This window comes from Paenibacillus sp. 1011MAR3C5, assembly GCF_003591485.1.
Lineage (GTDB): Bacteria > Bacillota > Bacilli > Paenibacillales > Paenibacillaceae > Pristimantibacillus.
Genome location: NZ_QZCF01000006.1, coordinates 353,457 through 376,492, shown reverse-complemented (window position 1 = coordinate 376,492; position 23,036 = coordinate 353,457). Strand labels below are relative to the sequence as shown.

Sequence of the window (23,036 nt, the reverse complement as noted above, 5' to 3'; positions counted from 1 at the left end):
AATATGCTCCCGTACCCTCTGGCGAGGTCATACGGGAGCATTCCAATCAATGGTTGAAGTAGTGGGACTGTTCGAGATCGCGAAAGGGCACTCTTTATCTGCGACCCCGTCTAGACGTGAACCGGCGGGCGCCTGTTCTAAAGCAAGGCGGTATAGATGTGCGGCGTCAAGGCGGGTGCATATCCGGCCAGCGGTTGGTCCCCTCTTCTACATATACCGAAGAACAGAGTTCTATAATCGATGTCCGCACCTCGCGCTTAGCCAGCGATACCACTACGTTTTCCGCTGCCACTCCATTGGCGTGCGTGGAGATGACGAACGGCGTCCACGGTCATAGATGGGCTCCGTTCCGCCCCGCCAGCATCAATGCCAGCGGCAGGATGAGAGCAGTCGCGGCGGCCAGCACATATAGGCAAATGACAAACGCGTCGGAATAAGCGGAGACCGAGCCGGTATGGGCCCCAAGAGCGTTAAGCCAAATGATGCCGATCAGGGCGATGCCGATCGTAGAGGCGATCTGTATGCTGGTTGTCATGACACCGGATGCGGAGCCAATGTCCGCTGTGCGGATTTTCGCCAGAACGATATTAGTCAGCGGCGCGCCGACGAGGCCTTGACCGATGCCAAGCACAGCCAGAGCCGGGATCCACAGGCCGATATCGGATGAACCACCGGTCGTTTGGACCGCCCAGCTAAGCAGCAGGTATCCTGCTGTCGTCAAGATGGAACCGACGGTCAGTACATGGGCTCCAAGCTTCGCAGTGACTCGGGAAGAGAACAGCGATGCGAGGAAATAGCCCATGCCCATCGACCCGATTACAAGGCCTGCTTGCAGAGCTGAGAAATGAAGTCCAAGCTGAAGCATATAGGCGGCGACAAGGAAGAAGGCGCCCTGCGTCGACATCAATAGCAGCAAGACAAGAATGCCGGACGTGAACACCTTATGCCTAAAGAGATCGACATTCATGAATGGGAGCCGGTCGCGGTGCAACAGCCGTCGTTCGTACCAGGCGAACAAAACTAACACAGGGGCCGACAAGAGCAAACTGATGATAAGGATGGCAGGCCATCCTTCCCGCTGTCCCTGCACGAGCGGATAGACGAGCATCAGCAAGCCGGCCGCGGCGAGTGCGGCTCCAACCCAATCCAGTTTGGCGCGAATCGGGGAGCCGGATTCCGGAATAAACGGAATCAGGACCAATATTAGAGCCCCGAGCAGGACGCTGAACAGGAACACTGCTCTCCAATCCATACCCCACAAGTTCATGCGGAGAAGCAGCCCGCCGATGATCTGCCCGGCCGCTGCAGCGATTCCCTGAGTCGCTCCATACATGCCGAAGATCGCACCTCGGCGTTCCGGAGTATAATTAGCTTGAATGAGGGACAAAACCTGCGGCATAAACAGAGCGGCGCCGATGCCTTGCACAATGCGCGACGCTATGAGCATAGTGACATCGACAGATAAGCCGCATAACAGAGAAGCGACCGTGAATAAGGCTACTCCGATGAACAGCATTCTCCTGCGTCCAAACCGATCGCCCAGCCGGGCGCCGATAATCAGCAGAACGGCGAACGTAAGAGTATACCCGGTAAGAATAAATTGTACATCGGCGAAGCTGGCCCCGAGCCCTTCCTGAATCGAAGGCGTAGCTACGTTCACGATGAATACGTTCGCCACGGCCATAAATACAGGCAATAGCAGAGCCGGCAGCATCAGACGCGATCTGCGTCCATCTCCTTTGGAGACGGGCTCGCGACTCCGCGACAACTGGGCGGAAGCGTCCGAGAGTGTATTGGACATATAAAGTTCCCCTTTCTCCCTGCTCGCTCGATTGACAGGAGGCGAGAGGAATTCATATAATGGATGAGACAGGTCTGTCTCTTCATGACGACATGATACAGACAGATCTGTCTCCTGTCAATGCACTATTTCCCAAACTTATAGATACGGGGGATCGAAGATGAAAAAAGAATCGGCTAGAGAGCGTATATTGCGTGCCGCCTCGGAATTATTTTACATGGAGGGAATACGGGCGGTTGGCATTGATCGGATTATCAAGGAATCCGGCGTTGCCAAGGCAAGCTTCTATCGAAATTTCGCGACGAAAGATGATCTGACGGTTGCTTATCTTGAAGCCAGGGATGAACTAAAAGTAGAAAAACTGGAGAGATTGAGGAGGCTGTATCCGAACTCCCCTAAGGAACAGCTCGGCACCCTCATTCGCGATGTGACCGAACAGCTGGGGACGCCGGATTACCGGGGATGTCCGTTCTTGAACGCGGCGGTTGAATTCCCGGATCCAAACCACCCTGCCCACATTAGATTGCTGGACATTCAGAGGAGCTTCTGGTCTCGGGTTCAAGAGCTTGCAGCTGAAGGAGGGGCGCGACAGCCCGAGGAACTGACTGTGCAGCTGAGGATGTTGTATGACGGATACGTCATGAAGAGCTACCTGGATAAGTCCGATTCCGATCCGGAGTACTTCCGGAAGGCTGCGGAGCTGTTCCTGGAGAAGCAGCTCGCTCCTGAGAACGGGTAAGGATGATATTTATTCCGTGGGAACAATCCTACGCTTAGACCAAAGGCTCGACGCTTGTCCTATGGGCGGCTGTGATAGAGAAGCATTCATGGCTGCATTTGCTGTCCCGTCCTGGTACATTCCAGTCCTGCTGGTCGCCATTGGCAAAGGGGTCGCCCCTGCCCATCCGTCCGACCGCATCCCTGTTGAAGATACGATCATTTGGAACAGCTTCTCAGCCTAGAGGGGAGTCCTTTATTAAGTTCTTGACTATGACGTTAGGTCATAGTACATAATCACTCTAAGAATACCTGACTAGGAGTGAAGGATATGAATATAAAAACATTGCGTTCAGACCAAATTTATCAAAAAGTTGCCCAGGCTTCGCCCGAGGATAAGCTTGAGTTATTCAGAAACGAAATGATGGCTCCCTTTATGAAGCAATGGCAAATCCAACAGATGCCTTTTAGAGCTGAAGAGGAGAATGGTTTTGATGTTGTCACGTTTAATAGTATGATGCATCGATCCCCTGATCAGATTACCGGGCAGATTATGCCTGAGGTAGAGTTGATTTCGTCCGATTCCTTTTGGTCAGAGTGCGAGCATGCTGTAAGGAAAAGCCTCCATCAGTTTATAGAACATGATATCAATCTCCCCGTATCCGACTATTTGTTTACCATTCAACTAGGAAATCCGGAGAGCCGTGCCTTAGTCATAAACGAAGGATATAGCGGCTTTGGGGGTATTCCTGGGTTTATCTGGGGTACCCTCTTGCCCAATGAGTACACGATTCCTCGAATGAAGGTGGCGCTGGCGCATGAATGCAACCATAATGTGCGATATCAATTTATTCAGTGGGATCACACCGTTAATTTGGGCGAGTTAATTGTAAGTGAGGGATTAGCCGAAAACTATGCTACATTCATGTTTGGAGAAGAATGGCTCGGCCCTTGGGTAACGAAAACAAACGCAGAAACGCTTAACAGACGCATAAAGCCTGTGCTTAGAGAGCAATTGCAATTAACCGGGTTTGATCAATTTGCCCCGTATCTTTACGGTGACGAGATCGCCACACTTCAAAACTTTAAACCGGTCAATATGCCTTATAGCGCTGGCTACGCTTGCGGATATTATTTAATCCAATATTATTTAAAAAGGACAGGAAAAACGATTTTTGAGGCCACAATAACGCCTGCTGCTCAAATACTAGATGAAGTAAAAGGATTTTGGGATGAAGAAACCATTGTTAGCGGTTAAAGATATTGTTCGGATTACAGGCATTACAAGCCGGACTCTGCATTATTACGATAGAATCCATTTGTTTAAACCGACGCATCTGACGGAAAAAGGGTATCGGCTATATGATCCGAGCAGTTTGGAAAAACTTCAAACGATTTTGTTCTTAAGAGAATTGGATTTTTCTTTAAAAGAAATTGCGGACATATTAAAGCTGACCAGGCAAGAACAGAAACAACTATTAAAGAAGCAGAGACAAACCTTATTATCGAGAAAACAAAGGCTGGAAACGATCATGAAAGCTCTCGAAGAATACGTATCCGGGAAAGATATTACTCATTTGCAAATCTTCAATGGTTCCTCCGTGTTGCCATTGAAGGAACAGTATGCAAATGAGGCAAGGTTCATTTATGGTGAAACCGAAACGTATAAAGAGTTTAATGAAACGTTGGAAAAATTATCGCCAGATGATAAAGAGCAACGTTTTCAATCCATGGAGGAAATATTCAAACAAATTGCATCATGTGTCGATCAGGATCCTTCCTCCGATGAGGTTCAGCGATTAGTCGGGGAATGGGAAAATAATTTAATGCAATTCATGACATGTGATGCGGAGCTGCTCGCTTGCATTGCCAACACCTATAAATCCGATGCCCGATTCAAGAACTATTTTAGCCAATACAGCAATGAGGATTTTGCAGATTTTCTTTATAGTGCAATCATGCATCATATCAATCGGTAGACATCTCAGCTCCTTTTGCTATTTTCCGCTGATGGGCCCGTTAAGCTGAACCGTATCATAAGTGCCGGCAAACTTTTTGTAGAGATGGGCATAATGGAGTCATTACGTGTGAGCGGAAGGAGTTGCATGACTTGGAGATAGCTTGCGAGCATAGCTCCTGAAGATGGCGGGTGACGATCTGTTCAACGGTCTCAGGTGTGTAGAGCTCCGGGCGGAGCAATTGTAATAGAATTTCCTTCTCAGCCTTCATCGGAATAGGGCTTATTAAGCATACTTTATATAGATGCCTCCGAAGAAAACAGAAACCTGCTTCGGGATGAACTGTACAAGTTTTCCCGTAATCCTTGAAACGCAATATATGTGACACATTCAATTGCCAGCGTTCTGATTTGATTGAATATATACCAAGCATCAAAACTCTAAGTAACGCAAGCCACCCTAAATCCGGAAAAACGAGAATTCCGAGTGAACAGCTAATTGGAAATTTTGATCAGGACATGCACCTCGAATGAGGTGCTTTTTTGATTACAGCAAGATTGGGAAAGTGCGTGTCGCGTCCACTATGTTATCTTGTGTTCATTAGATTATGACGGAATCAGAAGGGAGGGCATACCCATCATCTGAATCAATAGGCAGTTTTTTAATAGGAGCATAAATGTGATAAGTGGATTCCAGATTATGAGCATCATTAAAGACTTGAATGAGCTCGATATGAGAATCCTCCGTTTCCTGCCTGGAGATTTTCAGAAATCTGGCATAGTCCGTTTTAAGGACATCTCCTATATCAAGGAGATCGCCAAAATATTTGAATCTAGCACAGAAAAGCTGTGGTACATCAACGGTAAAATAAAAAGGCTTATTGATTTGAATATCATGCGGAATTCCGAACAAGACCTTGAAGCGGGTTGAGTTAGGCTGGCAATTGGAATAAATGACATAACACGGACCTCTGACTGCTTTGCTAATGTTATTTAACAGCTTGCGCGCATGAGCTCGAATCTTCGCCTTGTAATCATCCGTTGCCAGGTCTACCTCAAAGGCTATGCCGCACAGCCTGATGGCTTCGAACTCCGTTAGGGTGAAATCGGCAACAATATCTCCATTGATGTTTTTAATGGGTCTTCTGACCACTGTAGGCATAGGCGTCTGGGACATGTGTAGATCATTTATCCTTAAAGCGCTTGGAGCTATACCGTATTGGCGCCTGAAAGCGCGGGTGAACGATGAGGGGGTTCCGAAGCTTAGCTGATAGGCAATATCTGTTAGCGGCAAATGATCGGTTTGAATCAATTGCAGGGATGTATTCAATCTTCGGGATAGGATGTAGCTGTTCAAAGAACAACCCATCATGGCAGAAAAAAGTCTGTGAAAATAGTATTTGGACATGTTGCAGGTATGAGCTACAGACTCCAGGGATAAAGGCTGGCCTAAATTGTTCTCAATATGGATTAAAGCACTCTCTATCACTTCATGATGGTCCATAAATATCCCCAATCCGCATTATAGGAATGTTCTGTAATGATTTTAATATTAGTGACTAGCCAGAGGAGGCAAGGTTTATGACGCAAGACAGAAAGAATGGGATTATAATTGGCATTTTATATATTGCAGCTGCGGTCACTTCGGTCATCGCTGTTATTTCTTATGAGCCGGTATTATCAGAGCAATGGTATACGGCTGTGGCAGATGGATTGAGAACAAAGGTGTTACTCGGAGTTTTTAACGATCTCTTGCTCGTTATGACGGCAGTAGGTACAGCTGTAATGCTGTTTCCCTACCTTCGTCGTTGGAACGAACACTTTGCACTGGGCCACCTGTGCTTTCGATTCATGGAAGCCGTTCTTATTGTAGTAGGTGTGGTGAGTATATTAGGTTTATTGCAGCTTAGTATTCATTATGAAGCAAACAGCATAGCAAGTGAAGAAAATCTTCGCGAGGTCGGCTACATGCTGCAAGCTTTCCATCGTTGGACTTCTATGCTAGGTCCCAATTTGATGCTGGGTATCAACACGGCCATATATAGTTATTTGCTATTCCGAACAGGTTTAGTGCCCAGACCGTTAGCGCTATTTGGCATGATTACAGCCGTACTCGTTTTCACAGCCGGTCTATTAGAAATGTTTGGTGTTGTGGAACCTCTCTCTGCAGCTAAAGGAGTTATTGCACTGCCGGTAGGTGTATATGAGCTAAGTTTGGCAGTCTGGCTGATTGTGAAGGGATTTCATAAGAAAAACCTCGAAAAGTTAAAAGCGAAATAGAGAAGCTCTATCCAAAGAAGCCGCTCCATTGTCAGAAGCGGCTTCTTAAAACCGGAAGAAAGAACGACATGCCTCCAGAAATCCTTTATATTGAAGATAACTTGGAGATTGGATCCTGGGTCGTGAATGAAATGTCCGCTCCCGCCTTTGTAGAACAGGATGCAAACCGATGGCGGTATGAGGATAAATAGGGTTAAAAAATGGCTGCTTCAGTTTCTTGTTGGTTTTGAGGTATGCAATATGCACACCGCCAAATAAGCGATCAAAGCAATAGGGATTACCTAAGGCTACGATCGCTTTTTTGTTCTCTCCGACAGTTTAGTAATCGATTCAATGTCTTGATCAGTTAATAGATCTAGAAAATGCTTGCGTATTGAATTTGAGACTATGGGAAGTGCTTCATCTAAGGCGGACTTTCCGGCCGAAGTAATGATGACTTGAACGCCACGATCTGTGTCTAGTGGCTTTCTCAGAACGAGACCGCGTTTCTCCATCCGCGTTAGATGGTGCGATAGTCGGCTCTTATCCCAGTCCATGGAGATGGCTAATTCATGTTGGCGAAGCGTACCATTCCCAAATTGGACTAATCGGTCTAACACTCCAAAATCGCCCTCTGATAGTCCTGTCTGTTCAGACATCTCCTTTACCACGCGACCGAAGACTCGTTTAAAGGAGCCTTTCCACATATTCCATATTTGCATCTCGTTTTCGTTTAATTCGTTTGTATCCATGCAAATATAATAGCACGGTTGACATATCAACATCAAGGTGTTAAAGTACACTTGGGTTGACATATCAACCTAAATGGAGGTTTGCAAGCATGTGGTTGATGTATCAACCTAATGTTTTTGTTTATGAACAGCAAATACACATGAAAGGAGTTCAATGTCCATGCATGATAGTCCGTTCCTTTGAACAGGGGAACCAACCCAGATTGATCTTCAAATATAATAACTCAGGGAGTGTGTTATAAAATGGAATATGCAAAACTTGGACGTAGCGGATTAGAGGTTTCAAGAATAAGTCTTGGAACCATGAGCTTTGGAGTACCTGAACGTGGCAATACCCCATGGTCGCTGAATGAAGAGCAAAGCAGACCGATTATTAAAAAGGCACTAGAATGGGGCATTAACTTTTTCAGTAGTGCTAATATGTATTCCGACGGAACGAGTGAAGAAATTCTCGGACGTGCTTTAAAGGATTTTGCTTGTCGTGATGAAGTCGTTATCAGTACAAAGGTATTTGTTCCCATGCGCAAAGGACCCAATGCCATGGGGCTTTCCCGCAAGTCCATCATGACCGAAATAGATAATAGCCTAAGACGACTTGGGACGGATTACGTTGATCTGTACCAGATCCATCGTTGGGATCCGAATACGCCTATTGAGGAAACAATGGAGGCTCTTCACGATTTAGTTAGGATGGGCAAGGTCAGATACATCGGAGCATCCTCCATGCTGGCATGGCAATTTGCGAAGGCTCAGCATGTCGCAGAGCGAAACGGCTGGACACGATTCATATCTATGGAAAATAGACTTAACTTGCTTTATCGCGAAGAAGAAAGAGAAATGCTCCCTCTTTGCAAAGATGAGGGTGTTGGCGTCACGCCTTACCTTCCTTTAGCTGCAGGCCGATTAGCCCGGGCTTGGAATGAGCAGACCTCGCGATCCGAGAATGACCAAGTAGCAAAGTCGTTGTTTATTAAAACGGAAGAGGCCGATCGCATAGTCGCGAATAGAGTTGCGGAGGTTGCCGCTAACCGAGGGATTCCGCGAGCACAAATTGCACTTGCATGGCTGCTGCAAAAGGAGGAGGTCACAGCACCGATTATTGGATCGACCAAAATCAGCCATCTCGAAGATGCGGTTTCGGCGTTATCGGTGAAATTGACTTCAGAGGAAATTACCGGTTTAGAGGAGTTGTATATTCCACATCCATTAGTATAAATTTGACGCACATAGGACAAAACATGATGAAAGTCAGGTATAGGAGGCGTATACGGCATTCTATCGGTATATTGCCATGCAAGAAAAGCCTGATTACCACCCTTTCTGTAAGGCCGCCGTCGCGTTTACCGGGCGGTTTTTTGTATGGGGATACTCCAAATCGTAACGCTTTCAGCTTGTATATTTTTTGTATAGATACAGCCATTAAACTTTTCTATTGGGGCAAATCATAAACAGATTTGAGCTATGAGCTACGAACAGGATATGAACGGCATGAATGCTCGCATTAAATAGAAGAGGCAGGCGACATGAATGATGAGGCAACAACATGTAACGAATGAATTAGTTCTTCGAGCAATAGAGAGGAATCTGGCCATTATCCGTTTTGACAGGGATCGAAAGGTAGCCTATGTTAACGAGGTATTCGCCGATACGATGGGATATTCAGTTGAGGATATACAGCAAATGCAGCACCGGGATTTCTGCTTTGACTCCTATGCTCATTCGCCTGCCTATGAACAGCTATGGAGTGCGCTATTGTCCGGGCAAAGCTTTCAGAATAAGGTTGTACGGAGAAATGCCAGCGGCGAAGCGGTGTGGCTCGAGGCTACCTATATGCCTATATATGATGAACAGGAATCCGAGATCATCGGCGTTTCCAAAATCGCGACAGATATTACGGAACGCCAATCCAGCCTAACCGAGGTGGTCAAGGAGTTGGAGATGACCTCTCACGACCTTAACCAGCGTGCGGAAGTGGGAATCAGCCGAAGCCGGCAGCTGCTATTTAGTGTAGATCGGATTGCTGAGGTCGCAGAGGACAATACTCTCACTCTTAAGGGGCTGCAGGAGCAGGCCAAGTCAATCCAGGGCATTGTCCAGACTATTCGGGACATCGCGTCTCAGACGAACCTGCTTGCCCTGAATGCAGCCATTGAGGCGGCCCATGCGGGGCCCTATGGCAAAGGATTTGAGGTAGTAGCTGCCGAGGTGCGCAAGCTGTCCAAGGAGGTCTCGGAATCCATTGCTCAAATTGAAGGAACCATTAGCGGGATTACAAAGGAAATATCCCACACTTCTAAGGGGGTTAGTCGCATCCAGTCTTCCATTATAGAGAGTCAGCAACAAATCCGCGTGACGATGGAGGACTTCGACAGCATCGTTGATTTCGCGCAGAAACTGGATGAGCAGGCGCGCAATGTTGCTGATAACATCTAAACTCAGCGCTCCGAAGAGAGATTATACAATCACATTAGGAAAAGAGGGTGCTTCCGCTGCGATGCCAATCGAGTATTCGAGTTACGGCCTTCTCCATACGTCCTTCTCCAACATCCTGCTGTATGTGGTCAACCACGGGACGTATCATCGGGGCAATGTGACGGCGATACTGCGGCAGCAGAGCTATGCCGGGGTCCCGATCGATTATTTGCTTTATTTGATGGAACGACGCCAACAATTATCATAATGAAGTGAAGGGCACCCAATTCGGGTGCCTTTTCATTTTGCTCTATAAATGATCCAATGGCCTTGAACAGAAGTTGGAATAATTCTGTTGCAGTGAGATGAAAAATTTGAGATGTTATACCTATATCCTATAATTTCAAAAAATATAATGGCTGTTAACGTCAGGATAAAGCCATTTTTCAGGTTTAAAATACAATATTATACAATTTTGACGATCATAAGATACAAGAAGAGTTGCTTGAAAGGAGACAAGGAACGAAATGGAACATGTGCATGGTTCATTTGATACGGTTTTAGTTGTTTTTTCTTATGTAGTTGCCGTTGTAGCCTCTTATACGGTCCTTGATTTGGTCGGAAGAATTACCACATCAACCGGACGAGTCCGTTGGTTATGGCTATCTTTTGGCGCATTTGCAATGGGGATGGGGATATGGTCGATGCATTTCGTCGGCATGCTGGCTTTTTCTTTGCCTGTTCCTGTTGCTTATAATCTGTATACGGTTGTGTTGTCCGTTATCGTAGCCATCATTGCCTCATTTATTGCATTGTATGTGGTCGGTCGTGATCAACTAACCTTACGTCAATTGCTTGGCGGCGGGCTGTTGCTTGCCATTGGCATATCCGCAATGCATTATATCGGCATGGCTGCCATGCTTATTGATATTTCGTATGATCCCTTCTATTTTATTCTCTCTATTGTCATTGCTCTAGTAGCTTCTATTGCTGCCTTATGGTTGTCGTTCTACTTCCGCAGAGGCGGAAAACGCGGAGCAGCATGGAAGAAGCTTGGAAGCGGGCTGATTATGGGCGCCGCAATCGTCGGCATGCATTATACAGGCATGACGGCGGCCCACTTTCATCTGGGGGATAAATCGCTGTCCTCTGCGGGAATGATTTTGGATCAAAACTGGCTCGGTTACTTCATTTCGGGAGGAACATTATTTACGCTAGGCTTATCCTTGCTTGGGATCTATATTTCCAATAAGTTTTCGTATAAAGACTCCGAGATTCAGGAGAAGGCCAATGAAATCTATCAAATGAATCAGGAGCTGCGGCAGTTGAACGAAAATTTGGAGAGCCTGGTGAAGGAACGCACGGAACAGCTTGAACAGGCTCATGATGAAGCGATAAAGGCTAGCATGATTAAGAGCCAATTCCTGGCGAATATGAGTCATGAGCTGCGAACCCCGCTCAATGCGATCATTGGCTACAGCGAGATGCTGGCGGAAGAGGCGGAGGAGCTTGGCGAGCAGGTCTTTGTAGAAGACTTGGGGAAGATCCGGAACGCAGGCAAACATCTGCTGTCGCTGATTAACGACATATTAGACATATCGAAAATTGAGGCAGGCAAGATGGAAATTCATATGGAGACCTTTACTATATCAGGACTTATTCAGGATGTGATTACTACCGTTAAGCCGCTGATAGATAAGAAAGGGAATAGGCTTGAGACCCGCTTGGAGCAAGGCGAGATGACAACCGATATCACCAAATTGAGGCAAATCTTGATCAACCTGCTCAGTAACGCAAGCAAATTTACGCAGGATGGAACCATCTCCCTTGAGGTATATCGTGAGCCTCGCAATCATCGGCCAGGCTACTGTTTCCGCGTCAAGGACACAGGGATCGGAATGACGCCTGAACAAGTTGGGAAGCTGTTTCAGCCCTTTACACAGGCGGACTCCTCTACCACGCGCAAATATGGAGGAACGGGTCTGGGACTCGCCATTAGCCAAAGCTTCTGCGATTTGATAGGCGGATCGATTCAGGTTGAAAGCGAGAGCGGCTTGGGGAGTGTCTTCACATGCTGGCTTCCGACATCCGTGGAGGAAGAGAAACGGGAAATTGAAGAACGGGCAGACAATCACGATTATAGGGAAGATCATAGCGGAATCAGCATCTTGCTTATTGATGACGAGCCATTTAACCATCAATTGATGAAGCGTTATCTGGCTAATGAAGGGTGGAAGCTCGCATTTGCGTCCAGCGGGCAGGAAGGGCTTCAGCTAGCCAAGAAGCTTCGCCCGAAGGTAATCTGTCTCGATATTCTCATGCCAAGCATGGATGGTTGGAATGTATTATCGGCGATCAAGAGCGATCCCGAATTGCAGAGTATTCCAGTCGTGATCTGGTCGATGACCAATGATAACCAATTGGGCTACGCGCTGGGCGCTTCCGAATTTCTGACGAAGCCGGTCAATCGGGAACAGCTTATCCACGTAATGGATAGATATGTGTCGAAGCGCACAGATCACACCGTGCTGGTCATTGAAGACGATGCAGCGACAAGCGAATTAATGACCCGGCTCTTGCAAAAAGAGGGTTATGCCGTCACCCAGGCCCAAAACGGCCGGATTGCTTTGGATTGTATGATGAGAGCAGCGCCCAAAATGATCTTGCTTGACCTCATGATGCCAGAGATGGACGGGTTTCAGTTCATCGCAGAGCTGCGTAAACAGGAATCCTGGAGCGAGATACCGATTGTCGTCGTGACGGCAAAATCAATTACGGTGGCAGATCGTTTGAAGCTTAATGGTTATGTGAAGGGTGTCATTCAAAAAGGCTCATTCGACCACAAATCGTTGTTGGCCGAGATTAGACGATATGTGGTGGAACCACAAGAACAGTGATAAGCAGCTGAGGGGAGACAGATCAAAGTGAAGACGATACTGCTTGTGGAAGACAATGAGATGAACCGCGATATGTTGTCTCGGCGACTGAGCCGCAAAGGATTTCAGGTTATTACGGCTGAAGATGGAAGAGAAGGGGTGGACCTGGCTACTCAGCAACATCCCGATCTGATTTTGATGGATCTGAGCTTGCCTGTTATGGACGGTTGGGAAGCAACCCGATTGCTCAAAAACAGGGATAACACGAAGCATATCCCGGTCATTGTTTTGACCGCCCATGCGATGGCGGGGGATGAAGCGGAGGCATTCCGCGCGGGGTGTGACGATTTTGATACCAAGCCGGTTGTTCTGGAAAGGCTGCTTGAAAAAATAAATATGGCATTAGGACTATAAATGAAACGACATATGAATGGAGACTATTTATGGAAGTCATGACGGCCAACATTCTAATTGTAGACGATCAAGAGTATAATGTCAGTCTTCTGGAACGAATTCTGGGGCGAGCAGGATTCAAGAATGTCTATAGCACCATGGATTCTCTTCAGGTTGGACGCTTGCTTACAGAAGTTAATCCAGATGTTATTCTGCTTGACCTGCACATGCCAGGTATGGATGGGCTTGCGACCTTGAGGATGATTCGGGAGCAGTCTGATCCCGACCACTATTTGCCGGTGTTAATGCTAACGGCTGACATGACCACAGAGGCCAAGCAACAAGGCTTGCAGGCGGGTGTTAACGATTTTTTGACTAAGCCTTACGATCGAACCGAAGTGATTCTTCGTATTACCAATTTGCTCCGAACCCGATTCCTGCACAATCAGTTGCAGCATCACAATAATCTGCTGGAAGAAAAGGTGCGGGAGCGAACGGAAGAACTGGAGCAAGCCCAAGTGGAAATTTTACAGCTTCTTGGTCGCGCGGCGGAATATCGCGATGATATGACGGGCCAGCATACGCAGCGTGTAGGCGCGTTATCAGGGCAAATTGCTGAACGGTTAGGACTTTCTGAACAGGAAGTACATATGATTCGGACGGCAGCTCCCTTGCATGATATAGGGAAAATCGGCATCCCTGATCACATCCTGCTCAAACCTGGACGATTCGAGCCCCATGAATTTGAACGAATGAAATTACATACGTCGATTGGCTCCAGCATACTGGAGGGCAGCTCTTTCAGGCTTCTGAAAGTAGCCAGGCTGATTGCGGAGTCGCACCATGAGAAATGGGACGGATCCGGTTATCCCCAAGGGTTGAAAGGGGAAGAGATTCCACTCGAAGCCCGAATTGTAGCTCTTGCCGATTTTTACGACGCATTGACTCATGAGCGTCCGTATAAGAGGGCATGGACAAGAGAAGAGACAGTTGCAGAGATAGAGGCACAGCGAGGGAAACATTTTGACCCGCAGCTAGTGGATATGTTCATTCAGTTGATTGAAGAACAGTAACATCCTCAACCGCGGAGAGTCAGCAACAAATTTACATGACGATGGAAGACTTCAACAACATCGTTGGTCTCGTACAGAAATTAGATGACAGAGGAGCAAGATTGGAAACAGAACACGGAAATAGAAGAACCCTTGGAGGGTATCCAAGAGTTCTTCTGTCTTGTTACTCGTAGTCGGCCACACCCAGGTAGTGCAGCGAGATGACGTTCTCGAAGCCGAAAGCTGCTCCCAGGTTGCTCTTATTGCTTACGCTTAGCTTGGCGTACGCTACCTTCGCCGCATGGAAGCTTTCCAATCGAGATTTACCGTTTTGGATGGCCTCGAAGTATGTATAGACGAAGAAGTAGGGACTGGTTGTCTCTTCTAGAAGCTCTTTATTGGCTGCGACATAATCGTGCCAGTCGCCATCCTGCTCACCTTCTGGCGTAGGTACCCTCGTCCAAATATAGTTTGCAATGCCGCCGTTGGTGGCATTGACTGTATGCGAAATAGGGTTAATCATCTTCCCCTTCGCAAGACCGTCGTGGACAATGCTGTTTGCATCAAGGCCCTTGGCGGCAGCCATGCCCCAGAAGAACGTTGTATAGTGGTTGGCGTTTAAGTTGACGACGCTTTTGCGGTCGAAGAAGGCAGCTTTATTCTGCTTTGCTCCCTCATTGTCCCCCTCACTGTTCACCACAAGATCCATTGCCCCGGATTTGTTTTCCTTTGCCAAGCTTGCTGCAAGATCCTTGTAATAGATACGCTGGCTGGTGCTTTTGAAGAGGGCAAATTCGTTCTCGTCCTTCAGGCGCTTCATGAAAAGAGCGAGGTCGTTCTGAGCGTACCCGTCTTGGAACTGGGTCGGGGCCGAAAGGACGACGGTCGGAACCGATTTTCCATCGATCTGCTGGCGGTAGGCATCATAGCCCCCGATGTACTTGGAAATTTCTCCTTTTGTCAGCGGAAGACGCGAGACTGGCCATTCCGGAACGATGCTGATCGGAAGATTCTCTTGTATGATACCGTAGACGGTAACGTCACCTTTCAGATGCTTGCTGTCGTTCTTGAAAGTGGAGTAGAAGAAGTCAGTCACATACTTTTCGTCCTTATTATGTTCAACGCCGTCCCATCTTCCATTATCCTCAATCGTCTTCATCTTATGGACGTAGGAAAAGGCAGGAACATCTCCAGCAACTCCGAAAATTTGCACGCCGGCAACCTTTCCGCCGAGTTTTTTCTGCTCTGTTTTTAGAGCGTCATACAATTGTGGCGCGGTTTTATACTGCGCGGCATCCAGCAGAATGTTATGGGTTTGCTTGAATTTGTTAGCGAATAGCTTAATGGATGCCATGTCTTGGGCCGTTACCTTCTCACTGTTGTAGACGAAGTAGTAGCGACCTTCTGGTGCAGCCGCACCTGTGCTGATGATGACTTGCTTGCGGTTATCGTCCCATTGGACGTCAGCTCCAAAGCTCTCAGCAACGAAACGGGCCGGGACGAAGGTTCTTCCTTCCATCTTGGTTGCGGCCACATCTAGCGTGACGGTCTTGCCGCTGACCACAGCCTTGGTGTCATTAAGGCGAAGGGTGACAACAATGTCGGCCTTCTTGCCTGTAATGGTCTGAGTGGAGTCATCCCAGCCTACCACTGCACCCATACTTTCAAAAATGGCGCGTAGTGGAACCATTACCCGACCGTTTATTTTCTGAGGAGCAACATCAAAGTAGACGGGACGGCTGTCAATAGTAGCCGTAATTTCGGGGCTTCCCCCGCTGGCAGCCGTAAAGCTGCCGAAGGGTAGCAAAGTAGAGATGAGAACAATTAGAAATGCAGAAGTCCAAGGGAACTTTTTCACGTTTGGTTGCCTCCCAAGTTGTGGTTGTCATGCCCATTTTTTCACAATGCTCTATTGCCGTCAAATGTTATTTATTAAACGGGATCAATCGAAAATGGCGAGCCGTGCCTCTCTGCTTCCATTCCATGGAAGCGTATAGGAACTATCTTGATCGTTCGGAGGTATGCGGATATGGATAAAAAGAAAAGCTTTATCAAGCCACTAACTACATCTATGATCGCGAACGGGAAGTGAGCTTGTACCAGGAGGATTCATTATCAGATCGGAGAAAGAGCTGCTGAAGGAAATGAATTGGCCGGTCAATCACGATGCAGAATATCCCGGAGCATGAGTTTCAGGAGGGGGAGCGTTATGCGGCTTGCCGGGTATGTTCCTTCTCGAAGGACAAGAAGGATGGCTTTTGGGAAAATGCTTCCTACCTTCACTACGCCCTTTATTTAGGCAACGCGTATGGCTCGAACCCTTGGGGGGCGCTCCTCGACCTGAAGGAGCTGGCCGAGCAGCCGCCAGTCAAGCCGACGAATGAGGATATCGACGTATTTCGAAGCTTACTGGGCAGCTTGGCGCGTTCGGGGCCGGATGAAACTCCGGGTGAATTCGAGAAACGGCTGGCGGCAGAGAAGACCATGCCGAAAAACAAATACGTGCGGCGGGGGATAATGAACTCGCTCGCTATAGCAGGGGTTATTCCAAACCTGCTGGTCCAGACTGATTTCGGAAGATGGACGGGTTATGAGGTTATGGTGAACCAAGAAGAGAAGCTTACGAATACAAAAGGCCGCTCGGATATGGAGATGCCGTGGGCAGCTTGGAGTGGAGAGCTTGGTATGAACGGGGATGTGGCCAAGGAGCTTTCTGGCGATTTGTACGTTCAAGGATAGATTAGTTCTTCCTGGCCACAATGAAATATTCCTGGGAGCGCGGGTTTAAGCAATCTGTCTCTACAATGGAGAAGCCCCCTCTTTTAAATGCATCGACGAGATCGTTAATTTTGAATGCTTGAATAGCGGGCATTAGACCCACTTTACCTGCAACGGACAACAGGCCTTTAAGTATTCTTTTTTCACCCATGCATGGTGTTGCCGAAATCAATAATGCTCCGGGCTTTAACAGCTCGTTTATTCTTTGCAGTACAACTTGTTCATTCTCCAGCAAATGCAGAATATGAAAGGCCAGGATAGCATCGAATGAGCCTTCCTTGTACCGTTCATCGAAAATGGTCGTGTGTACATAGCTGATATTGGCGATACTCCGATCGTATGCCTTTTTCCCGGCAATCTCAATCATATTCGCAGAAATATCAATGGCATGAAGCTCCTGCACATCTTCTGCGATCTCATTGGCTATTATTCCAGTCCCGCAGCCGAAGTCCATGACTATGTCGCATGATTTGAGATACTTCTTTGTCCGGTTGATGACGTTTTGGTAAGTCTGAGCATCTTTCATCTCAATTTGATCATACTTGCTTGCTGTTTTGTCCCAGAAGCGTTCGGATTTGCTCATTTTAGGGCACCTTCTTTTCTTGATTATGGATCGCTGGTGGAAGCGATACCGTCTCAGCATTTTGGCAAGTATGGAAACGGAGCAATTTTTAAGAAATATGGTTGTGTATAATATTGTAAAGTAGAGGGAGTGGAAGCTCAAATCTTGGAGGAGTGTTCAGATGAACCATATTGAATGTATAAAGGCCTACAAGAGTGATCTACAGCAATATTCTGCAGAGCAGCTTCGTTACATATCCGTGTCAAAGGTATGGTCTCTTGGGCAAATGTACGATCATCTTATTCTAACGGCACTGGATTATCTGGACCAAGTAGAAGGCTGTGCGTCTGCTAATGAAGAGCAAGCTGGCGGCAAGACGGAGGTAGGTGAGCAGCTTTTTCGTGCTGGCGCATTCCCTGCAATCAAGATCAAGTTGCCGGACGGGCCCGAGAATAATCCCAATAATTTGAGAAGTAAAGATGATCTATCGGAAGGGCTCGACCTAGTTCTAAAGAGAATATCGGAGTGGGAAGATAAATTAAAGGCTATCAATCCGAATTATAAAGTAAGGCATGGCGGCTTCGGCTGGTTGAATGCGCTGGAGTGGTTCAGTCTTATTGGTATGCACTCTCGGCATCATCTACGACAGCAGCGCGAGCTTGAAGCTGCGTATGATTTGGCATGCGGGAGTGAGAACTAGCCACTGCAAAGAGGCTGTGCCTAAAGGCGAAATAGTAGCATCACAAACAGCTAATCGCGCCGAAAGTGTGTGATTGTCCAAAATTAAGGGACGCCCTCCTCTAAATTGTAAAAGAAACCGAAAGCCCAAAGATGGCGGTGCAGGGACTGGTATTACCCCGTCAAGTAGAAATTCGTTTACTTACATAGCTGCTCGATAACAACAAGCAAGCCGCTGCAGCATCTGCAGCGGCTTTTCTACTTTCTTAAACTACTGATACAACCATATCCCCGATACCGTCATCACAGCCGGCAACGCGGCTTCATCGATCGCTACATTGTCATACCAGCCGCCTACTGCGAGGTTAAGCACCAGGTAGAAGGACTTGTCGAACGGCATGTCCGTCTCCATGCGGCGTTCGGCATAGCAATGGCCGTCCACGAGCCAGCGGATGGAGTCTTCGCTCCACTCCAGCGTGTAATCCCGGAACTGGTTGATGCTGCCGTCTTCCAATTGGTATGAATACTCATCCAGTTTCTTGTGGTCCCAGTCCTTCCCGTAGTGAAGCGTGCCGGATACCTGCTGAGGCAGGCGGCCTCTGGCTTCCATAATGTCGATCTCGCCGGAAGCGGGCCATGGCCCGTAAACTTGTTCCTGCGGAAGCAGCCAGATGGCAGGCCATAACCCTTGTCCGACCGGCAGCTTGGCGCGTATCACTAATTTGCCGTAGAGATAAGAAAAGTGGTCCTTCGTATCCAGACGCGCGGACGTATAGTGAAAGCTCCGTCCGTCAGCGGTATCGATTTTCTCGCGGCGCGCACACAGGTTTAGTCCAGCTTCATCCATATACAGATTGCTGTCATGATCCGTATAATACTGCTGCTCGCCGTTTCCCCAGCCCGGGTGGATCGGTTTGCCGTCGTTATCCAGCAAGTCGTTGCCGAGGCGAATATTCCAAGAGCTTAAATCCGTGCGGCTGTCCAAAAAATCCTGCTGCCATATTAGCTTGTTCATCTTCTGCACACTCCCTTCATTTCATCCCAGCATATCGAAATTTAGGGCTTGGTGGAACAAATCCAAAAAAATGGGATAGGGTCAAAAATCATGGCCTTTTTTTCCTAGGCCTATTCTCATACGATGAAATGGAAGGGGGCACAGAATATGTTCCAACAGAGGACAGGACTAGTTAAGTCATTGCTCAGGCAATGGCAGCTGCAGAGCATGGTAATCCCCGGGATTATCTGGATGTTGATCTTTTGCTACATCCCCATGTTATGGCTGATTATCGGATTTATGGACTACAGCATTGCCAAGCCTATGCTGCAATCACCCTTTGTCGGGCTGAAGCACTTTGAGGAGTTTATAGGGGATGACCGCTTCTGGCGTTCGATTCGCAACACGCTGGGCATGAGCGCAATCAAGCTGGTATTCGGTTTTCCGATTCCTATTTTCTTCGCCTTGTTGCTGAATGAAATACGGAGTATACGCTTTAAGCGCACGGTTCAAACGATCTCGTATTTGCCGCATTTTATCGCATGGACAATCTTCGGCGGCATCATGCTGAACTGGCTGGGTGAAGGCGGTGTCATGAACCAATTGATGATGGGGCTTGGTATTCAGGACCGCGAGATTCTATACAACAGCGATCCGAAGTACTTCTGGTGGATTACGTATTTCTCCGACGTGCTGAAGGAAACGGGCTGGAGTGCCATTATCTATATTGCTGCCATTGCCGGCATTGACCCGGCGCTGTATGAAGCAGCAGAGCTTGATGGTGCCAACCGCTGGCAGCGAATGTGGCATATTACGGTGCAGAGCATTCGTCCGACCATCGCAATCCTGTTCATTCTGGCAGTAGCCGGGATGCTGGGAAGCAACTTCGAGCAGATCTTCATGCTTAAGAACAACATGAACATGAGAATGGCGGAAAGCTTGGACCTGTACATTTATAACATGGGTCTGGTATCCGGGCGTCACTCCTTCTCGACAGCAGTGTTGTTCGCTCGCTCGATCGTGGCGCTGGGACTGTTGTTCTTGGCCAACTACATGTCCAAAAAACTGACAGGCGACAGCATATTCTAACGAAGGGGAGGCAGATCCATGGAATTACGCAGAAGAGTGCGGCGCATCGGAGTGTTTGAAGTCTGCAATACCCTGGTTATGCTGGCGGTTTGTTTTCTGACGCTGTACCCGATTTGGTTCGTATTTATCAACTCGCTTAATGCGCCGGAGAAGGCGATACTGGGTACGGTCAACTGGTTTCCGGAAGCGTTCTCGTGGGCAAGCTACAGCGTTGTCTTTAATGATAAAGGTTTAATGAATGGCTTCTACATCACCACGATGCGTACCCTTATCGGTACGACCGCGCATGTGCTGTTCACGGCAATCGTAGCGTATGGCATGAGCAAGACAAATCTGATCGGCCGTAAGGTCTATATGAAGATTGCCCTAATTACGATGCTGTTCTCAGGCGGACTAATTCCTACGTTCATTCTCATGACGAAATTGGGTCTCTACGACAACTTCCTGGTCTTCATCATTCCGGCGATGTACACGTTTTTCAATATGGTCATCTTCATGAGCTTCTTCCGCACCATTCCGGATAGTTTGGAGGAATCGGCGAAGGTAGACGGAGCTTCTGATTACGGCGTATTGTTCCGCATCGTCATGCCGAACAGTATGGCTGTTATTGCGACGATCTCGCTATTCTCGGCGGTATATCACTGGAACGATTATTACCAGGGTGTCATCTATATCTACTCGCAAGAAAATTTGCCGCTGCAAACAATGCTCTACAAGATTATTGCAGAGAACTCCATGTCGTTCATGCAGCAGCAAGCGATGGCGCAATTCGGCGCAAGGCTGCCTGGCAACTCGATCAAGTTCGCCTCCATGATGGTAGCTACATTACCTATTCTGTTGGTTTACCCCTTTATTCAGCGCTATCTGGTCAAAGGTGTTATGATTGGCGCCATTAAAGGGTAAGCGTCATACGCCGATCTAAGCTTATAAGCGGAGAGGCGTATGATCCATATACACTAAAAAAGGGATAACAAAGAGAGGATGATCATGTCATGAAGCGCAACCGCATGAAGCAAAGCATCATTATGGCCCTGGCTTTAATTATGGTGCTAAGCTTGGCCGCGTGTACCGGGTCGAAGAACAATGAGAACACACCAACTTCACAGCCTTCGAACAACTCGCAGCCGCCAGCTGGCGAAGCAACGCCGAACCCTGAGGTTCCGGCCTGGCAGCTGGATACTAGCCCGATCGAATTATCGTGGTTCGTAGGGGCTTCCTGGTATCCGCATTCCTGGGGCGAAAGCTTGGCCTCCAAGTATGTAACTGAAAAAACAGGTGTCAAAGTCAAGCTTGAAGTGCCTTCGGGCGAAGCGAACGAGCATATTACGCTGATGATGACTTCCGGTAAACTGCCGGATCTTATTACAATGGGCTCTTGGGAAAACGCTGTCAAAAAGCTATGGGAAGGCGACTTCGTGTATGCTTTGAATGAACTGGCAGACCAGTACGACCCCTACTTCTACAAGGTAGCGGGCGACGGCACACTGAAGTGGTATCGTCAAGACAATGGCAATACGTACGGTATACCCAATGATTCGTATAGCCCGAACCTGATGCAAGAAACGGGCATGACTGCCGCTAACCAAACGTTTTTGGTGCGTAAGGATCTGTATGAGGAAATGGGCAGCCCGGATCTAAGCACGCCGGAGGGCTTCCTGAACGCTCTGCAATTGCTGAAGGATAAGTATCCGGAATACAAAGGCCAGCCAATTAGCCCGTTCTTTGCACAAGGCAATGTGCCTTACGGCATGACCGAGTATCTGCAGAACCTGCTGGCTATTCCGCATGAGCAAGAAGGCAAAGTTTACGACCGCATTACCGATCCGAATTATATTACCTGGCTGAAGACCTTCCGCACGGCGTACGAGCGCGGACTGATCAACGTCGATTTCCTGGTCGATTCCGATACGCAAGTGGAGGAGAAAACGAACAACGCCCGTTACTTCATGATGGTTCGCGAATGGAACGGTATGGCGGCGGTTAATCCGCTGCTGGCTGCAAGCGCCAACCCGGACTCATACTACATTGCTGTGGATGGACCACAGAACAGCAACGGCGACAGCGCGAAGCTGTTCCCGGGCAATATGGACGGCTGGATGGTTACCATGATCAGCAAAACGACCAAAAACCCTGAGCGTGCCATTCGCTTCCTGACGTACCTGGCCAGCGAAGAAGGCCAGCGCGATCTATTCCTTGGCAAAGAAGGCGAGACATGGGATATGGTCGACGGCAAGCCGACGCTGAAGTCGGAGATGGTGGATCTTCTCTCGAACGATATTGAGAAGCTGGAGAAGGAATACGGCGTCATGGATACGTACTGGATGGTTCGCAACCCGGTTATTATTAACCAATGGAGACCGGAGAAGGCTCCTGTTCTGAAGCAGATGGAGGATTTCGCGAACGCTCAAGCCGATATTGACAGCGGCATCTACAAGGGTCTCGACCCGCTTGGCGATTCTGATGTAGCAGTAGCATGGGCGCGTATCTCCCAGAACTGGGAGGAAGTCATGCCGGAGCTGATTACCGCTAAGGACGAGGCTACTTTCGACAAAGTGTTCGAGAGCTTCCTTGCACGCCGCGAAAGCTACGGCTTTGACAAGGTGATGGAATTCCGTCAGGCCGAGCTGGATGTGCGCAAAGCCAAAATGGCGGAGTAATCGAATAGTTATAGGATATTAATTGCCGGCTGCCATAATGGTGGCCGGTATTCCCTACT

21 protein-coding genes and 1 pseudogene are annotated in these 23,036 nt (G+C 48.0%); 16 read left to right on the top strand and 6 right to left on the bottom strand.

The annotated features are described in order from the left end of the window. Positions 1–331: 331 nt before the first annotated feature. Positions 332–1,801: an MFS transporter gene (locus D3P07_RS19760; protein ID WP_119801968.1), complete on the bottom strand. Its 1,470-nt coding sequence runs from the start codon at positions 1,799–1,801 to the stop codon at positions 332–334. 160 nt (positions 1,802–1,961) lie between these two features. Between D3P07_RS19760 and D3P07_RS19755 the strand changes: the two genes are divergently transcribed. The 4 genes from D3P07_RS19755 (at position 1,962) to D3P07_RS19745 (ending at position 4,497) form a co-directional block, all read left to right on the top strand. Then, on the top strand, positions 1,962–2,540 hold the full coding sequence (locus D3P07_RS19755) for a TetR/AcrR family transcriptional regulator (protein WP_119801967.1): 579 nt from the start codon (positions 1,962–1,964) through the stop codon (positions 2,538–2,540). Positions 2,541–2,628: 88 nt separating this feature from the next. Beyond that, positions 2,629–2,763, top strand: a complete 135-nt coding sequence (locus D3P07_RS27650; protein WP_259391603.1) for a nitroreductase family protein — start codon at positions 2,629–2,631, stop codon at positions 2,761–2,763. A gap of 86 nt (positions 2,764–2,849) precedes the next feature. Then, on the top strand, positions 2,850–3,776 hold the full coding sequence (locus tag D3P07_RS19750) for a DUF2268 domain-containing putative Zn-dependent protease (protein WP_119801966.1): 927 nt from the start codon (positions 2,850–2,852) through the stop codon (positions 3,774–3,776). Beyond that, entirely contained in the window at positions 3,751–4,497 is a 747-nt protein-coding gene (locus D3P07_RS19745) for a MerR family transcriptional regulator (RefSeq protein ID WP_119801965.1), read from the top strand. The genes D3P07_RS19750 and D3P07_RS19745 overlap by 26 nt, the downstream gene beginning before the upstream one ends. Positions 4,498–5,076: 579 nt before the next feature. On the opposite strand, the gene D3P07_RS19735 is transcribed toward D3P07_RS19745, so the two are convergent. Then, on the bottom strand, positions 5,077–5,979 hold the full coding sequence (locus D3P07_RS19735; RefSeq protein ID WP_119801964.1) for a helix-turn-helix transcriptional regulator: 903 nt from the start codon (positions 5,977–5,979) through the stop codon (positions 5,077–5,079). Positions 5,980–6,056: 77 nt separating this feature from the next. On the opposite strand from D3P07_RS19735, the gene D3P07_RS19730 reads away from it, so the two are divergent. Further along, the gene (locus D3P07_RS19730; RefSeq protein WP_119801963.1) at positions 6,057–6,755 is read left to right on the top strand and encodes a DUF4386 domain-containing protein; all 699 of its coding nucleotides are present in this window, start codon (positions 6,057–6,059) and stop codon (positions 6,753–6,755) included. A 287-nt stretch (positions 6,756–7,042) separates the two neighbouring features. Here the strand turns inward: D3P07_RS19730 and D3P07_RS19725 are convergent, their stop codons facing one another. Next, positions 7,043–7,393: a MarR family winged helix-turn-helix transcriptional regulator gene (locus D3P07_RS19725; RefSeq protein ID WP_259391602.1), complete on the bottom strand. Its 351-nt coding sequence runs from the start codon at positions 7,391–7,393 to the stop codon at positions 7,043–7,045. A gap of 336 nt (positions 7,394–7,729) precedes the next feature. Here D3P07_RS19725 and D3P07_RS19720 point away from each other — a divergent pair, with 336 nt between their 5' ends. From D3P07_RS19720 to D3P07_RS19695, 6 genes and pseudogenes are all read left to right on the top strand, one after another. Further along, positions 7,730–8,701 (top strand): aldo/keto reductase, encoded by a 972-nt coding sequence (locus D3P07_RS19720; RefSeq protein ID WP_119801962.1) that lies wholly within the window; start codon positions 7,730–7,732, stop codon positions 8,699–8,701. A gap of 312 nt (positions 8,702–9,013) precedes the next feature. Next, on the top strand, positions 9,014–9,919 hold the full coding sequence (locus D3P07_RS19715; protein WP_119801961.1) for a methyl-accepting chemotaxis protein: 906 nt from the start codon (positions 9,014–9,016) through the stop codon (positions 9,917–9,919). Between the two features lie 58 nt (positions 9,920–9,977). Next, positions 9,978–10,166: pseudogene (locus D3P07_RS19710) on the top strand (DinB family protein); the annotation flags it as partial. Positions 10,167–10,425: 259 nt separating this feature from the next. Beyond that, entirely contained in the window at positions 10,426–12,795 is a 2,370-nt protein-coding gene (locus D3P07_RS19705) for a hybrid sensor histidine kinase/response regulator (protein WP_119801959.1), read from the top strand. Positions 12,796–12,822: 27 nt separating this feature from the next. Beyond that, on the top strand, positions 12,823–13,188 hold the full coding sequence (locus tag D3P07_RS19700; protein ID WP_119801958.1) for a response regulator: 366 nt from the start codon (positions 12,823–12,825) through the stop codon (positions 13,186–13,188). Positions 13,189–13,217: 29 nt separating this feature from the next. Continuing rightward, complete coding sequence (locus D3P07_RS19695; RefSeq protein ID WP_119801957.1) at positions 13,218–14,240, top strand: HD domain-containing phosphohydrolase; 1,023 nt, start codon at positions 13,218–13,220, stop codon at positions 14,238–14,240. A 163-nt stretch (positions 14,241–14,403) separates the two neighbouring features. Here the strand turns inward: D3P07_RS19695 and D3P07_RS19690 are convergent, their stop codons facing one another. Next, positions 14,404–16,077, bottom strand: coding sequence for a copper amine oxidase N-terminal domain-containing protein (locus D3P07_RS19690; protein WP_220482036.1), 1,674 nt, complete (start codon positions 16,075–16,077; stop codon positions 14,404–14,406). 308 nt (positions 16,078–16,385) lie between these two features. Between D3P07_RS19690 and D3P07_RS19685 the strand changes: the two genes are divergently transcribed. Continuing rightward, complete coding sequence (locus D3P07_RS19685; protein ID WP_119801956.1) at positions 16,386–16,958, top strand: hypothetical protein; 573 nt, start codon at positions 16,386–16,388, stop codon at positions 16,956–16,958. 1 nt (position 16,959) lies between these two features. Here D3P07_RS19685 and D3P07_RS19680 read toward each other — a convergent pair whose 3' ends face one another. Then, positions 16,960–17,580 (bottom strand): class I SAM-dependent methyltransferase, encoded by a 621-nt coding sequence (locus D3P07_RS19680; RefSeq protein ID WP_182914417.1) that lies wholly within the window; start codon positions 17,578–17,580, stop codon positions 16,960–16,962. Between the two features lie 160 nt (positions 17,581–17,740). On the opposite strand from D3P07_RS19680, the gene D3P07_RS19675 reads away from it, so the two are divergent. Further along, positions 17,741–18,259, top strand: a complete 519-nt coding sequence (locus tag D3P07_RS19675) for a DinB family protein (protein ID WP_119801954.1) — start codon at positions 17,741–17,743, stop codon at positions 18,257–18,259. Positions 18,260–18,508: 249 nt separating this feature from the next. Here the strand turns inward: D3P07_RS19675 and D3P07_RS19670 are convergent, their stop codons facing one another. Continuing rightward, positions 18,509–19,252: a glycoside hydrolase family 16 protein gene (locus D3P07_RS19670; protein WP_119801953.1), complete on the bottom strand. Its 744-nt coding sequence runs from the start codon at positions 19,250–19,252 to the stop codon at positions 18,509–18,511. A 147-nt stretch (positions 19,253–19,399) separates the two neighbouring features. On the opposite strand from D3P07_RS19670, the gene D3P07_RS19665 reads away from it, so the two are divergent. From D3P07_RS19665 to D3P07_RS19655, 3 genes are all read left to right on the top strand, one after another. Continuing rightward, positions 19,400–20,320 carry an ABC transporter permease gene (locus tag D3P07_RS19665; protein ID WP_119801952.1) on the top strand — a complete coding sequence of 307 codons (921 nt, stop codon included), beginning with the start codon at positions 19,400–19,402 and terminating at the stop codon, positions 20,318–20,320. 18 nt (positions 20,321–20,338) lie between these two features. Beyond that, on the top strand, positions 20,339–21,223 hold the full coding sequence (locus D3P07_RS19660; protein WP_119801951.1) for a carbohydrate ABC transporter permease: 885 nt from the start codon (positions 20,339–20,341) through the stop codon (positions 21,221–21,223). A gap of 89 nt (positions 21,224–21,312) precedes the next feature. After that, positions 21,313–22,977 carry an extracellular solute-binding protein gene (locus D3P07_RS19655; protein ID WP_119801950.1) on the top strand — a complete coding sequence of 555 codons (1,665 nt, stop codon included), beginning with the start codon at positions 21,313–21,315 and terminating at the stop codon, positions 22,975–22,977. Positions 22,978–23,036: the final 59 nt, after the last annotated feature.

What these genes read in the sequence shown, in the direction of transcription:
- D3P07_RS19695 (WP_119801957.1), top strand. Translation starts at nt 13,218, where the DNA reads ATGGAAGTCATGACGGCCAACATTCTAATTGTAGACGATCAAGAGTAT.
- D3P07_RS19665 (WP_119801952.1), top strand. Translation starts at nt 19,400, where the DNA reads ATGTTCCAACAGAGGACAGGACTAGTTAAGTCATTGCTCAGGCAATGG.
- D3P07_RS19760 (WP_119801968.1), bottom strand. Translation starts at nt 1,801, where the DNA reads ATGTCCAATACACTCTCGGACGCTTCCGCCCAGTTGTCGCGGAGTCGC.
- D3P07_RS19745 (WP_119801965.1), top strand. Translation starts at nt 3,751, where the DNA reads ATGAAGAAACCATTGTTAGCGGTTAAAGATATTGTTCGGATTACAGGC.
- D3P07_RS19680 (WP_182914417.1), bottom strand. Translation starts at nt 17,580, where the DNA reads ATGAGCAAATCCGAACGCTTCTGGGACAAAACAGCAAGCAAGTATGAT.
- D3P07_RS27650 (WP_259391603.1), top strand. Translation starts at nt 2,629, where the DNA reads ATGGCTGCATTTGCTGTCCCGTCCTGGTACATTCCAGTCCTGCTGGTC.
- D3P07_RS19750 (WP_119801966.1), top strand. Translation starts at nt 2,850, where the DNA reads ATGAATATAAAAACATTGCGTTCAGACCAAATTTATCAAAAAGTTGCC.
- D3P07_RS19755 (WP_119801967.1), top strand. Translation starts at nt 1,962, where the DNA reads ATGAAAAAAGAATCGGCTAGAGAGCGTATATTGCGTGCCGCCTCGGAA.
- D3P07_RS19705 (WP_119801959.1), top strand. Translation starts at nt 10,426, where the DNA reads ATGGAACATGTGCATGGTTCATTTGATACGGTTTTAGTTGTTTTTTCT.
- D3P07_RS19675 (WP_119801954.1), top strand. Translation starts at nt 17,741, where the DNA reads ATGAACCATATTGAATGTATAAAGGCCTACAAGAGTGATCTACAGCAA.
- D3P07_RS19685 (WP_119801956.1), top strand. Translation starts at nt 16,386, where the DNA reads ATGCAGAATATCCCGGAGCATGAGTTTCAGGAGGGGGAGCGTTATGCG.
- D3P07_RS19660 (WP_119801951.1), top strand. Translation starts at nt 20,339, where the DNA reads ATGGAATTACGCAGAAGAGTGCGGCGCATCGGAGTGTTTGAAGTCTGC.
- D3P07_RS19730 (WP_119801963.1), top strand. Translation starts at nt 6,057, where the DNA reads ATGACGCAAGACAGAAAGAATGGGATTATAATTGGCATTTTATATATT.
- D3P07_RS19715 (WP_119801961.1), top strand. Translation starts at nt 9,014, where the DNA reads ATGATGAGGCAACAACATGTAACGAATGAATTAGTTCTTCGAGCAATA.
- D3P07_RS19670 (WP_119801953.1), bottom strand. Translation starts at nt 19,252, where the DNA reads ATGAACAAGCTAATATGGCAGCAGGATTTTTTGGACAGCCGCACGGAT.
- D3P07_RS19735 (WP_119801964.1), bottom strand. Translation starts at nt 5,979, where the DNA reads ATGGACCATCATGAAGTGATAGAGAGTGCTTTAATCCATATTGAGAAC.
- D3P07_RS19725 (WP_259391602.1), bottom strand. Translation starts at nt 7,393, where the DNA reads ATGTCTGAACAGACAGGACTATCAGAGGGCGATTTTGGAGTGTTAGAC.
- D3P07_RS19720 (WP_119801962.1), top strand. Translation starts at nt 7,730, where the DNA reads ATGGAATATGCAAAACTTGGACGTAGCGGATTAGAGGTTTCAAGAATA.
- D3P07_RS19655 (WP_119801950.1), top strand. Translation starts at nt 21,313, where the DNA reads ATGAAGCGCAACCGCATGAAGCAAAGCATCATTATGGCCCTGGCTTTA.